Below are 12117 nucleotides of genomic sequence, written 5' to 3'. Positions count from 1 at the left end.
AGAGCGCGTGTGCCCCCCGGACTGAGGCGAGCCCGACACACTGATTGGTGGAGCCTTTGGGGGATCTGCGGATGGGCTCCGTTTGGCTGCACTGCGTGGCCGATCGCCGAAGAGATCCTCAAGCACGTCGCGGCTGTCGTCCCCGTCCCCGCCGAAGGGGTCTGGGTCGAGCGCTGAAAGCAGCTCTGATAGCCACCGCCAATCGTCCGGATGCTTGGCAAGTGCTCCGGCCACCATGTACCCCAGCCGATGCCGGCGCTGAAGGTCGGGGCTCCGAATCGCTTCTTGGGTGATGTCTTTGACGGTGACTCGTGGCAGGCATCGGTTGGCCACGAAGAGCGGCAGGGCAATCCGGACGTCGCGAGCGCATTGGCCAGCGACAAGCGTTAGCCATGGGCTGGGTCCGGGGTGTGGTCCACTGGGACCGTCTGGGCCACGGGCTCGTACTGCCCAGTGCCAAACGTGCTCTTCCCCCGTGGCCCGAAAAGACTCGAGTGTCACAGGGGCGTCGTCACCAAGGCTCTTGAGTACCCGAAGGACGGAGAGCCAGGTCGGCCAGTATGAATGCGGTGGTGTCATGATCCACCATAGGCGTGCCGTCGGGCTCCCCAGAAGGGCGTGAAAAAACCGCATTTTCGCCTATGACTGGCGGTGTTTATCACACTTCGCTTGGTCAGCCCGGTCGTTGCCGCACAATGACTTAGCGATGGCAGGTAGCGCAAAAGCGTGTATCGCCGCACAAACCCGAGCGGCGATACATGCTTTCTTCGAAAAAGTGAGCCAATAGCTGGCGAGAGCGCGGAACGATGCGCGGTGAGGGATCCGCGGCAGGGGCCGCGTGGCGCGGCGCAGACACGCCGCTAGGGTGTGGCGCCCTCAACCCAGGAGCCCTGTGTGTTAGAAGTGCGCCATTCCGCTTCCCCCGCCGTATGGTCCCGAATCCGTGCCGCGTGGGCCCGGACGATGATCGGCCTGATCGGCGTCCGTCTTAATCCATCCTCCGCTCGCAGGCTGGGGGCGGCTCTGTCGACGGCCAATCCCGAAACCGTTCACCATGGTATCGATGCCGCCCGGGGACAGCTGACCGGCGCCCGTAAGCGACTAAGCTTGGCGAGTGAGCCAGGCCACCGCGCCTGGATGAGGGCCCGCCGGATTGCCCGTGCCGATGCCCTCCAGGAGGTCGTCCGCCGCGCCGCTGACGAACGTTGCCGCCTGCAGGCGGCGCTGCCACACCATGCAATTCCCGACCGCGAAAGCTCCGCGGTCGGCCTCCTCATGGCGGTTGCTCTGGCAGCGGAGGGCTGGCTCACGTACGCGGCCCTTTCGGCCACCCTCCCGGAACAGCCGGTTCCTCTGCTCCTTGCCTCGCTGGTCGCGGCTCCGCTCGCAGCCCTTCTAATGCATCGGGCGGGAACACTGGCTCGGCGCGCGACATGGTCGCAAGCTCTGCGCTGGCAGGACGGACTCGCGATCGCAGTATGCCTGATCGGTCCCAGCGTTCTTGGGGTGGGGATTGTATTAAGCCGCCTTGGCGCGATCCCCGATACTCGACCGGACCACCGCCTCGCTACGGTCGCCGTTGGAGCTGGCCTACAAGCGTGCCTCCTCGGTCTCCCTGGCATCCTTGGGTGGCTCAGCGCAGACCCTGTCCCCGGGCTTTCCGCAGCGGCCGCACGCGAGGCGCGACTGACAGCTCAGCTCGCACGGACCGTCCGGCAGCTGCAGGAGGACAACGAACGGGAACGACGGTTCGAGCAGCAGCTGGACGCTCGCCTCAATGAATCGCTGTCCGCGCTCGACTACTGGTGGTCGGTGTACTGTCCGCCGGCGCTGAAGACGGAGCAGCCGGAACGCGTGAATCTCCGTCGCCCCAACGACGACGGTGGCAGGGCTCCGGTCCTGGCGATCGGCACTTTCGGGTCATCGGAACGATGAGCTGGCGCAAATCGATACTGATGTGCGCCGCGCTTTCGCTGCTATGCTCCTGCTCGTCGCCAGGACCGACCCCACTGCTGATGCGACGCGTCGTGGCCGTGTACGTGGACGTGTCAGCGAGTCGCCGCATCGAGGAGGACTCGGCAGCCATCGCGCAGCTCGCTCGCGAGCTGCGGGCCGGAGACCGGCTGCTCCTCATTCCCACTGGCCGAGAGCTGGGTGAAATACGACCGGTGCTGGATAGCGTGCTCCCTGGAACACGGCTCGACGCTTGGGTCCAGGGGGCTGGATTGGAGGTCGGCCGCAATGCCGAGGTGGCTGATGAACGTCGGCACGCTCTCCATATGGCCGTGGTCGATGCCATACAACGCGCCGTGCAGGAGCGCGGCCGCGCGCCGGAATCTCGGCTCGTAGACGCTGTGTGTCATGCCACCACCCTGGCGCGAGCGCAGCGCGCAGAGTCACACGTAGCGAGTACACGCGTGATCGCCGTGTTGCTCACAGATGGCATTGAGGAATCCCCGCTGATCAATCATGCGCGTCGCATTCCGGATGCTCGTACGGCCGCTCCACTCGCCGCACGGCTCGGCGCGCTCGGTCAGTGTCATGCACCATCCGATCTGCTCACTCTCCGCATGGTCGGAGTCCGACATCGACTTGATACCGCCGGGCTCATTCGCTGGTGGACCATCGTCCTCACATCGATGGGTCTACGGATCAGTCCAAGCGATATCGTGACCGCCCCAATTAGCACTCTCCTTTCGTGAGGACGAACAGCCCGATGCCATCACTCGGTACAATTACCCCGTCGTTTCGCCCGGAACGCCTTGACATCGCGTGCACGGGTGCGCTCCGTGCCGCTCACGCTGTAGAAATCGCCGAGCTGCTTCGCTTGGCACGCGACTACTACTGCTACGGGGAAGTAAGGCTTCGGTTCTGTGCCGCGCAGGTCACAACAGCCGCCGCTGAGCACCTCAAGTTGTCACTGTCGGACGAACTGACCACGGGAATGCAGGTGAGCATCGAGGGGCCATCGACCCTGCGAGATAGGCTCCTCGGTACGGCGCCGAAGCGCGAGGCCGTAACCCGATCCATTGGGTTTCGTGTCAACGCCCCCACCAAACCCCGCACCCGTCGACGCTCATGAGCCGGGACACCGAAGAGTTCTGCGTTCCGGAGCTTGCGTCGATCGGTCTTGACTTGAAGTGCTCGACACTTAACCGGGGTGTCCTGATACTCGGAGCGAGCGGGACAGGGAAGAGTCGGTCGGCCATCCTCCCCATTCTTGCTGCGGTGCGGCAGCAGTGGGAGCGCTCAGAAAAAGGCAAACGGGACTGCATGCTCGTGATTGATCCCAAGCGTGAGCTGATCAAGTCGATGGACGACCACGTCCTGATCTTGGGTCAAGAGGGCAGCATACCGATCCGATTCTACGACGATTCCATCGACCGCTCGGACGCGGGCGTACTCCTGGACGAGGCGCTCGCCCTCAGTCCGGGTGCTACTCCCTTCGCGCGCGATCCTTTCTGGCGATCGAGCGCACGATCGTTGCTTCGTGCGTGCCTGCTGCTCGACACGACCGTCCATGCAGAGGCCACGTGTGAGGAGGAGGCGCGACTGCAACAGCAGCTACTTTGGCGTGCTTTGGCAAAGGTATTCGATTCGCGCGCCGGTGGAAAAACAGGTGCTACGGAATCATTGCTGCAAAACGATCGGCCGTGGAGCCGATACATGGCGTTGTGTCGACTGCTGCAGCGAACGTCCAACGATACATCCGAGTTGCTTCCGCAGCAGCTCGCGCAGGTGATCAAGCTGCACGTTCCGACATACAACCCCGCGGACCTACTGAGCGTGCACAGTCTCGCGCCAGAGACTGGAACCAGCGTGGTCGGCACGGTTGCCTCTGTGCTGGGACCGCTGACGGACTCCCGCGTCCAAGACAGCATTGACTTCGACCCAAGCCCGTGGCCGTCGGCTCGCTATAGGCTCAGCATGGACGAGGCGATCAGGGATGGACTCTTGATGGCGTACCAGCCCCGCGAGATCAGTGATGAGAACGCGATGATTGGTCGCGCGATCAAACGAGCATATCTACGGGCCATCATTCGGGGCGCCGCATGCGATGCACACGGGGTCCCGCAACGACGCGCCTTCTACATTGCCGATGAGTTCCAGCGGTTTATCGGCGGGGAAGAGATGTACTTCGACGTTATGCGATCGGCTTCCGGGCACGCGATCGTCGCATCTCAGAGTCAGGCCGCGTTGGTACAGGCGCTCGGTCCTGGCAAGGAGCTCGAGGCACAGGCGATCATGGAGAACCTCTCTACGCGAGTGCAGTTCATGTCGCCGGATCCCCACACGACTAACGCGTGGTTGACGCTCATCAGCCGGCCACCGGTCGTAGAATACCCACATGTACTGACCGTCCGACCCATCAGTATGCTGAAAACAGGGCAGGCTTACTGGTTCTCGGAAGGACGATTCGGCTACGGGCAGGTCAGGCTTCAATGAATTCGGTAGCGGTGTAGCGTGACTGTCAGCCCCCTCGGATAATGATTCAGCATGACAAAATCAGATAACGCAGATACGGGAGCGCACGCTCCCCTCGGAGCAGCGCTGGAAAGAGTGGGGCAGCTGTTCCTGTCTTCAGGCACCCGCGCGGGCATCCTGCCTCCGACGGCACTGTACAACGAGGGATGGATGCTTCGACTCGTGCTTGATTGGTTTGCGCGTCAGGCGCCGGTCGAGCACCCGTTGGATGTTTTACCGGGGCACGGATGGCGATCCGAGGTCCTCTTGCCGTCCGCGTTTCTACCGCGGCGCCGCGGCGACGAGCTCGCGGAATCCTTCACCCACGCGGATGCGGTTATTGGGGCGACCCGGCGAGGCTCGGGGCGCGGCGACGTGCTCCCCGCCCACGAGACGAAGCAGTTCGTGGTGGTAGAGGCTAAGCTCATGTCCGGGCTTTCAGCGGGGACCAAGCGGGCCGCCACATACAATCAAGCGGCGCGAAATGTGGCATGTCTGGCTACCGCTCTACAGCAGGGAGGGGTGAGTCCTGCCGGTATACGCGCGGGTTTCGTGGTGGTGGCCCCCGCATCTCAGATCGACGCCGGGGTTTTTGGCGATTGCTGCAAGAAGGAACACATCATCGAAGTGGTTCGGGCGCGGGTTGTCGCCTACAATGGCGACCGCGATGAATGGTTCCAGCAGACGTTTCTTCCCACCGTGTCGGCCATCGACGTACAGTTGATTTCGTGGGAATCGGTGTTGAACCACGTGAGGATCCATGCTGCCGAAGATGCTGCGGCGCTGACAGAGTTCTACGAGCGATGCCTCTTTTTCAACTCGCGCCACGGTATCGCGACCAACAGCACGATAAAGCCATGAGCGGTGTGCCCTAATGCCTCGCGAGGTCGTGATCTTTGATACAAATGCGCTTCGAAGTGTGGGGCGCCGTCACGTTGACGAGCTCGTCGCCGCTCACCGTAAGCATTCGATCGCGAGCCTGGCCTCGACGATCGTCGCTCTCGAGTTGATCAGCGCGATTGGCGGCGCCGATCCGGTGGATGCCGTGGCGGGGCTCAACGGTGTGGTCGCCTTGACGCGGCTTACGCAAATATGGGATCACGGCACGTACATCCCCTTCGTTCGATCCCCAATCGATCAGCGGCTTGTAGCATTTGACAACACGAGATCGGATGAGGCGTTTGTCCGATGGCTGGGAACGTTCTTGCTGCGGCTTGCCGAGGTGCAGAAGCTGCCACTGGAGCCTGAGCTTGCAGAGGCGTGCGAGGAGATTCGCGCTTGGGTTCTGGCGCGAGAAGAGGCATACGGGGCGTCTCTCGCGAAGGCGGCATCGGACGGTGCCGAGTTGATGAAAGCTCACGCGAACGTGGAATCGGATCGAGAGGCCCAGCTCGAGACCATGCGGTTCCTCCGTGAGCGTGGGAGTACGTTCACCGCGGAAATCCTTGCGATGTTCCACCCCCACATCGATGAGGACTCGCCTGAGTCGATTCTCGCGCCGGAGGCTGAGTGGATGCTGGAGCACGCCGGCACGTCGATCGCTTTCATTCATAACCAACTGGTCTTGTCGGCCGGGGGCGAGATTGACCCGAGCAAATCGAAGCATGCGAACAGCGTCTGGGACTCGCATGTCTGTGCCCTCATCGACCATCGGGCGCTGTTGCGGCCCGGAAATGTCTTCTTCGGGGCGCCAGTCTACGTGGTCAGTTCCGAACGTCAGATCGTTCGAGCGGCAGAAGCTTCGGGGGCTCGCGGGAGGCTACGGCGTCTCGGCGAGCATTGCGCCAGAGTCGGCTTGGGTGGTCTCGCGGCGGAAAAGCGGTGGGTGTAGTTGCCCCGCTTGGAAGCGGCTGCAATCCTGGAAAGCGCCAGCGCCGCAACCGACTGAGGATGGTCCTGCCGAAAAACTGGGAAAGCAGCCGATTCTCGTTCTTCCGCGACCGGCGGAAGCGTCGAAAAAGCAAAACGGCCAACCCATTGAACATCAACGAGTTGGCCGTTCTGCTTTCTATCTTCTCTCAGTCGGGGCGACTGGATTTGAACCAGCGACCTCCTGCTCCCGAAGCAGGCGCTCTACCGGGCTAAGCTACGCCCCGTGCGATTCCGTACCAGATACTACACCGCTACTGCAACGCGCCTGGAAGGACTCGAACCTCCAACCTTCTGATCCGTAGTCAGATGCTCTATCCAATTGAGCTACAGGCGCAACGGACTTCCAACCGGAACCGCACCCCCCGAAGGGGATCCCCGTGAAGGGGCCCTACCCCCCGCCTTGCGGCGAAGGACCCGCAACCTACTGGCACTACATGGGTCGTACAAGACTCGAACTTGTGACCTCCACGATGTCAACGTGGCGCTCTAACCAACTGAGCTAACGACCCGGACATCGGCCCTACAGAGCGGGAAACGGGACTCGAACCCGCGACCCCAACCTTGGCAAGGTTGTGCTCTACCAACTGAGCTATTCCCGCATACCAACTCGGTCACCCTGACCGATCCTGCTGTCCTGCTATGGAGCTGAGGGGAATCGAACCCCTGACCTCTTGAATGCCATTCAAGCGCTCTCCCAACTGAGCTACAGCCCCGGGACCCAACGCCCCCGCCAAGCGAGAGCCTGGCGGCTCCCCGCCAGCGAGGGCGTCAGGAACCGCGAAGTCTAGTCAGGTGTATGTCCTGCGTCAAGCAGAGTTTCCCGATTCGCACTGGCGAAAGCTCACCGGTGGCGTATCTTGCATGGCTCCCCCGCTGTGCGCTTCAACCTCGCCATCGCGCTGGGTTTTGGAGCCGTTCGCGCTGACGCCGTCGCGAACCGTGGGGCCGGGCCTCAGGCGCCGATCGTTGTGCAGGCCAGCCGAGCCCACTCGCTTTGCAGCTCCATCGTCTCTCTGTCGGGGGTGCGTGCGCGCACCCCAAGGTCCATAGAACGCCATGACTGAAGTCAAGCGGAAGCGCCGCCGGGCCACCCCCGCGGGCATCGCCCCCAGCGAGCCGGAACGCGACATCCTCGACCAGTATCTCTACGAGGTCTCGACCTATCCGCTCCTCAAGGCCGCGGAAGAAATCGAGCTCGCCAAGAAGATTCGTGCCGGTGATCAGGATGCGCTGCAGGAGCTGGTCAAGCGTAACCTCCGCTTCGTCATCTCCGTCGCCAAGAAGTATCAGAACCGTGGCCTCCCGCTCATCGATCTGATCGGTGAAGGCAACGTCGGGCTGCTCACCGCGGCGCGAAAGTTCGATCCCGATCAGGGCGTCAAGTTCATCTCCTACGCCGTGTGGTGGATTCGGCAGGCCATCCTGTCGTCGCTCGCGCGCCAGGGGCGCACGGTGCGCGTGCCGCTCAATCGGACCGCCGACCTCTCGCGCATCATCAAGGCGTCGGAAATCCTCCGCCAGAAGCTGCGCCGCGAGCCGTCGCCCGAAGAGCTCGCGCAGGTCACCGGCCTGTCCGTGGATGTCGTGCAGTCGCTCGCTGCGCTCAATACCGGCGATGTGCGCCTCGACGCCCCGATGGACCCGGATGGCGATCGCTCCCTCATCGAGCGCTTCGTCGCCGATGAAATGCCCGACACGGAAGAGGAAGCCATGAATCGCTTCCTCACCGATGAAATCGAGCAGGCGCTCTCCACGCTCCCGCCGCGCGATGCCAAGGTGCTCCGGCTCTACTTCGGTCTCGAAGGCGGGCGCGAGCATACGCTCGAAGAGATCGGCTCGATGCTTGGCGTGACCCGCGAGCGCGTGCGTCAGCTCCGCGACCGGGCGCTCAAGCGCCTGCGGGAAGGGGATGTGGGGCGGGCGCTGAGCAGCTTCGCGGCGTAAAACCCGTCGACTCCGAACCCAAGAACCCCGAACCCCGAACGGATCAGTTCGGGGTTCGGGGTTCGGGGTTTTCGGTTTGGGGTTTACGGGTTTCGAACTAGCCACATTCCCCCGCCGCTGTCATATTTGTGATCCCATGATCGAGTTCAAGAACGTCCACAAGGCTTTCGGACCCAAGCAGGTGCTCCGTGGCTTCTCCCTCGCGGTCAACGAGGGCGAGACCATGGTCATCATTGGCTACTCCGGGACCGGCAAGTCGGTGGCGATCAAGCACATCGTCGGGCTCCTCGAGCCCGACAGTGGTGAGGTCTGGGTCGACGGCAAGCGCGTCGACGAACTCTCGCGCAAGGATCTCTATGCGCTGCGCGGGAAGATCGGCTACGTCTTTCAGTTCGCGGCGCTCTTCGACTCCATGACCATCGGCGAGAACGTCGCCATGGGGCTGCGCAAGCAAGGCGAGCTCTCGGAAAAGGAAATCGGGGTGCGCGTCACCGAAGCGCTCGAACTCGTGGATCTCCCCGATGTGCAGCGCCGCATGCCCGCCGAGCTGTCGGGCGGCATGCGCAAGCGCGTGGGCATCGCGCGCGCGATCGCGCTCCGCCCCAAGTACATCCTCTACGATGAACCCACCACGGGGCTCGATCCGGTCACCTCGGCGACGATCGACAACCTCATGGTGCGCATGCGCGAACAACTCGGCGTGACCGGCATCGTCATCACGCATGACATGCGCAGTGCCTACACTGTGGGTACGCGCATCGCCATGCTGTACGAGGGCACGGTGCGCACCGTCGGCACCATCGACGAGATCCAGCACAGCACCGATCCCATCGTGCGCCAGTTCATCGAGGGGCGGGCGACGCTCGATGACGAGAGCGAATTAGTGGCCGGGCTGCCCGGCAGCCTGCCCGCCGACGTGCACACCAGGGCGCACGGCTGATGGAACGCCACACCGGCGAACCGCGTAAACGTCCCCGCGCCAAGCTGGAGACGTCCGCCGGTGGCGTGGTCTATCGCCTCGAGAATGGCGAGCCGGTGTTCCTGCTCATTCGCGACAGCTATCGCAACTGGGGCTTCCCCAAGGGACATCTCGAAGACGCCGAAGCACCGCACGTGGCCGCGGTGCGCGAGGTGCGCGAAGAGACCGGTCTCGACGATGTCGAGCTCGATGGTGAAATCGATACCATCGACTGGTTCTTTCGTTTCCGCGGGAAGCTCGTGCACAAGGTCTGTCACTTTTACCTCATGCACACCGAGCGCGAAGACACGGTGCCGCAGAAGGAAGAGGGGATCACCGCCTGCAAGTGGGCGCGGTTCGATGAAGCCGCGCGCCTGGTGAGCTACGCCAACGCGCGCGAGGTGCTCCTGCGCGCCAACGCGATGGTGCAGGGGATCGACCTGTCGCTCGACCCGGCCGAACCACCGCGCCGCACACCCGGCGGCACACCGGTCATCACGCCGATCGCGTCGCCGGTCGTGACGGCCGATCCGGCGATGCCCCCGCGCGAGCTCCCGCAGTCGTGACGAAGGTTGCCCGCCCCTCCGGCGACGCCACGTCGGCGCCGCTCTGCCTCGTTGCGCTCCTCAAGCGGGACCGGGCGCGCGCGATGGTGCGCAGCGCCTTCCCGCGCCGTCGCGCCCACGTCATCAGCGCGCGCAGTGCCGCCGACGTGGAGGAGCAGCTCATCAAGGATCTCGTCGATGCCGTCATCATCGATGCCGGCGCCGGCGAAGACGCGCAGAAGCTCCTGGCCAAGGCCGAGGAGTTCTCGAGCATCCCATTTGTGCTGATCTCGCCGCTGCTGCCGGCCGATGCGCCGGTGGTGAGCAAGGCGGTTGATGCCGGCGTTTGCGACATCCTTATCGAAGGGGTGGACGACAGCGCCGCCCGCGACCTCGTGGTGCGCCGCGCCTTCAGCACCCGCTTCGAGAAGGCGCTGGCGACCCCGCCGGCGCTGCTGCACCTCGAGACCCCGCTCCAGATCGCCGTCTGGGCCAGCGTCGTACGCCGTGCCGGGCGTCCGGTCCGCACCGACCAGCTGGCCAAGGAGCTCGGTGTCTCCCGCGAGCACCTCTCCCGGAGCTTCGCGGTGGGGCAGGCCCCCACCCTCAAGCGGGTCATCGACCTGGTCCGGGTGCTGGCCGCCGCCGAGTTGTCCAAGAACGCCGGCTACGACGTGCGGGACGTGGCCCAGGTGCTCGGCTTCGCCAGCTCGTCGCATCTCTCGAGCACCACGCAGCGCCTCGTGGGCGCCAAGGCATCGAGCCTGTCGCGGTTGCGCGCCGTGGATTTGCTGGCCCGCTTTGAGAAGACGTCGACCTCTCCAGAATCGGACGACGACATCGCTGGGCAATGAGTCGAACGGTCAGGCGCCTGCATCAAGGAGATCGTGTCGTTGTCGTCGGGGCTGGTCCCGCGGGACTGACAGCGGCGCTGCTGGCGCAACGCGCGGGGGCGCGCGTCACCGTCTTGGAACGGGACACCGTGGTTGGAGGGATCTCTCGTACCGTCGAGTTCAGGGGCGTCAGGCTGGATATCGGAGGACACCGGTTCTTCACGAAGTTCGCACGCGTGCAACAGCTGTGGGAAGAGCTACTCGGTTCCGAGCTGCGCACGGTGCCGCGGCTTTCTCGCATTCTTTACGATGGTAAGTTCTTCGACTATCCGCTCAAGGCCGCGAATGCACTCCGCGGCTTGGGAGCGATAGAAGCCATCCGTATCATCCTGAGCTACTGCGCCGCGCGGATTCATCCGAAGAGAGATGAGCGCACGTTCGAGGATTGGGTAGTAAATCGGTTTGGTCGGAGACTCTTCGAGATTTTCTTCAAGACGTACACCGAGAAGGTGTGGGGGCTCCCATGCGAGGAGATCAGCGCTGAATGGGCCGCTCAGCGCATTCAGGGGCTCTCTCTTTTGCGTGCGCTTATCAGTTCCGCCGGCCTCAACAGGCGATCTCACGCGATCAAGTCGCTCATCACATCGATGCACTATCCGCGGCTTGGCCCCGGCCAGATGTGGGAGGCCTTTCGCGAACGGCTCTTGAATGGTGGGGCGACGGTCCTGACTGATGCCGAGGTCACCGCTATCTCGAGAACGGCCCGCGGTGTGCACTCGGTCACGGCGCGGGTAGGCGAGCGTGAGCAGGACTTTCCAGCGGAACACGTGATTTCGACAACCGATCTCCGGGCGTTGGTGACATTGCTGACGCCGACGCTCGGTGAATCGGTGCATGAGAGCGCACGTGGCCTTCGGTATCGAGACTTCCTACTGGTCAGCCTCGTCGTCGCCAACCCGCAGGTCTTCCCCGACAACTGGATTTATGTCCACACGCCAGGGGTTCGGGTTGGGCGTATTCAGAATTTCAAGAATTGGAGTTCCGACATGGTACCCGACCCGAGCGTGACGAGTCTGGGACTCGAGTATTTCTGCTTCGAAGGCGATGAGCTGTGGACCATGCCGGACGACGCTCTCGTCCTGCTTGGACAAGCCGAGCTTCGGCAGCTTGGCTTGATTGCGGACGAGATGTTCTTGGATGGTGCGGTCGTGCGCATGCCGAAGGCCTATCCGATTTACGACGAGTCTTACCGCCGGCGCGTCGAGGTGATTCGTCGTGCGCTCGATACGATGGACAACTTCCACACCATCGGTCGAAATGGCATGCACAAGTACAACAACCAAGATCACTCGATGCTGACCGCTATGCTGACCGTCGATAACACGTTGGCGAGCGCGGCCCCGACAGATGTGTGGGCAGTGAACACGGATTACGAGTACCACGAGGAGCAGCGGGTCGCTTCGAATGACTGACGGCGTCGAGCGCCCCCTGTACCACGGTT

At 63.4% G+C, this 12117-nt stretch carries 10 protein-coding genes, 5 tRNA genes and 1 pseudogene; 9 read left to right on the top strand and 7 right to left on the bottom strand.

What is annotated here, in order from left to right:
• Positions 1 to 963 precede the first annotated feature (963 nt).
• The gene (locus K2R93_08860; protein ID MBY0489933.1) at positions 964 to 1935 is read left to right on the top strand and encodes a hypothetical protein; all 972 of its coding nucleotides are present in this window, start codon (positions 964 to 966) and stop codon (positions 1933 to 1935) included.
• 113 nt (positions 1936 to 2048) lie between these two features.
• Here the strand turns inward: K2R93_08860 and K2R93_08855 are convergent, their stop codons facing one another.
• Both K2R93_08855 and K2R93_08850 read right to left on the bottom strand, forming a co-directional pair.
• Positions 2049 to 2363, bottom strand: coding sequence for a hypothetical protein (locus K2R93_08855; GenBank protein ID MBY0489932.1), 315 nt, complete (start codon positions 2361 to 2363; stop codon positions 2049 to 2051).
• A gap of 33 nt (positions 2364 to 2396) precedes the next feature.
• The gene (locus K2R93_08850) at positions 2397 to 2543 is read right to left on the bottom strand and encodes a hypothetical protein (protein MBY0489931.1); all 147 of its coding nucleotides are present in this window, start codon (positions 2541 to 2543) and stop codon (positions 2397 to 2399) included.
• Between the two features lie 535 nt (positions 2544 to 3078).
• Between K2R93_08850 and K2R93_08845 the strand changes: the two genes are divergently transcribed.
• From K2R93_08845 to K2R93_08835, 3 genes are all read left to right on the top strand, one after another.
• On the top strand, positions 3079 to 4446 hold the full coding sequence (locus K2R93_08845) for a hypothetical protein (protein ID MBY0489930.1): 1368 nt from the start codon (positions 3079 to 3081) through the stop codon (positions 4444 to 4446).
• A 189-nt stretch (positions 4447 to 4635) separates the two neighbouring features.
• Positions 4636 to 5325 (top strand): hypothetical protein, encoded by a 690-nt coding sequence (locus K2R93_08840; protein ID MBY0489929.1) that lies wholly within the window; start codon positions 4636 to 4638, stop codon positions 5323 to 5325.
• A 13-nt stretch (positions 5326 to 5338) separates the two neighbouring features.
• Positions 5339 to 6295 (top strand): hypothetical protein, encoded by a 957-nt coding sequence (locus K2R93_08835; protein MBY0489928.1) that lies wholly within the window; start codon positions 5339 to 5341, stop codon positions 6293 to 6295.
• A gap of 191 nt (positions 6296 to 6486) precedes the next feature.
• Here K2R93_08835 and K2R93_08830 read toward each other — a convergent pair.
• The 5 genes from K2R93_08830 to K2R93_08810 form a co-directional block, all read right to left on the bottom strand.
• Positions 6487 to 6560: transfer RNA gene (locus tag K2R93_08830), tRNA-Pro, on the bottom strand.
• A 36-nt stretch (positions 6561 to 6596) separates the two neighbouring features.
• Positions 6597 to 6670: transfer RNA gene (locus K2R93_08825), tRNA-Arg, on the bottom strand.
• 101 nt (positions 6671 to 6771) lie between these two features.
• Positions 6772 to 6845, bottom strand: a tRNA-Val gene (locus K2R93_08820).
• A gap of 17 nt (positions 6846 to 6862) precedes the next feature.
• Positions 6863 to 6935: transfer RNA gene (locus K2R93_08815), tRNA-Gly, on the bottom strand.
• A gap of 41 nt (positions 6936 to 6976) precedes the next feature.
• Positions 6977 to 7049 (bottom strand) — tRNA-Ala (locus K2R93_08810).
• A 343-nt stretch (positions 7050 to 7392) separates the two neighbouring features.
• Between K2R93_08810 and K2R93_08805 the strand changes: the two genes are divergently transcribed.
• The 5 genes and pseudogenes from K2R93_08805 to K2R93_08785 all read left to right on the top strand — a co-directional run bounded on the left by K2R93_08805 (position 7393) and on the right by K2R93_08785 (position 12088).
• Positions 7393 to 8280: an RNA polymerase sigma factor RpoD/SigA gene (locus tag K2R93_08805; protein MBY0489927.1), complete on the top strand. Its 888-nt coding sequence runs from the start codon at positions 7393 to 7395 to the stop codon at positions 8278 to 8280.
• Positions 8281 to 8416: 136 nt separating this feature from the next.
• A pseudogene (locus tag K2R93_08800) lies at positions 8417 to 9148 on the top strand (ABC transporter ATP-binding protein).
• 71 nt (positions 9149 to 9219) lie between these two features.
• The gene (locus tag K2R93_08795; GenBank protein ID MBY0489926.1) at positions 9220 to 9804 is read left to right on the top strand and encodes an NUDIX hydrolase; all 585 of its coding nucleotides are present in this window, start codon (positions 9220 to 9222) and stop codon (positions 9802 to 9804) included.
• Positions 9801 to 10637, top strand: a complete 837-nt coding sequence (locus K2R93_08790; protein ID MBY0489925.1) for a helix-turn-helix domain-containing protein — start codon at positions 9801 to 9803, stop codon at positions 10635 to 10637. Before K2R93_08795 ends, K2R93_08790 begins: the two co-directional genes overlap by 4 nt.
• Entirely contained in the window at positions 10634 to 12088 is a 1455-nt protein-coding gene (locus K2R93_08785; protein ID MBY0489924.1) for an NAD(P)/FAD-dependent oxidoreductase, read from the top strand. The genes K2R93_08790 and K2R93_08785 overlap by 4 nt, the downstream gene beginning before the upstream one ends.
• Positions 12089 to 12117 lie beyond the last annotated feature (29 nt).

It is taken from the genome of Gemmatimonadaceae bacterium (genome assembly GCA_019752115.1).
Classification (GTDB): domain Bacteria; phylum Gemmatimonadota; class Gemmatimonadetes; order Gemmatimonadales; family Gemmatimonadaceae; genus Gemmatimonas.
The sequence above is the reverse complement of the archived record's forward strand: the minus strand, read 5'-3'. Positions and strand labels throughout refer to the sequence as shown.

Bases quoted from the DNA above. Each gene is read 5' to 3' on its own strand.
- K2R93_08860 (MBY0489933.1), top strand. From the start codon at position 964: ATGATCGGCCTGATCGGCGTCCGTCTTAATCCATCCTCCGCTCGCAGG.
- K2R93_08855 (MBY0489932.1), bottom strand. From the start codon at position 2,363: ATGACACACAGCGTCTACGAGCCGAGATTCCGGCGCGCGGCCGCGCTC.
- K2R93_08850 (MBY0489931.1), bottom strand. From the start codon at position 2,543: ATGACACTGACCGAGCGCGCCGAGCCGTGCGGCGAGTGGAGCGGCCGT.
- K2R93_08845 (MBY0489930.1), top strand. From the start codon at position 3,079: ATGAGCCGGGACACCGAAGAGTTCTGCGTTCCGGAGCTTGCGTCGATC.
- K2R93_08840 (MBY0489929.1), top strand. From the start codon at position 4,636: ATGCTTCGACTCGTGCTTGATTGGTTTGCGCGTCAGGCGCCGGTCGAG.
- K2R93_08835 (MBY0489928.1), top strand. From the start codon at position 5,339: ATGCCTCGCGAGGTCGTGATCTTTGATACAAATGCGCTTCGAAGTGTG.
- K2R93_08805 (MBY0489927.1), top strand. From the start codon at position 7,393: ATGACTGAAGTCAAGCGGAAGCGCCGCCGGGCCACCCCCGCGGGCATC.
- K2R93_08795 (MBY0489926.1), top strand. From the start codon at position 9,220: ATGGAACGCCACACCGGCGAACCGCGTAAACGTCCCCGCGCCAAGCTG.
- K2R93_08785 (MBY0489924.1), top strand. From the start codon at position 10,634: ATGAGTCGAACGGTCAGGCGCCTGCATCAAGGAGATCGTGTCGTTGTC.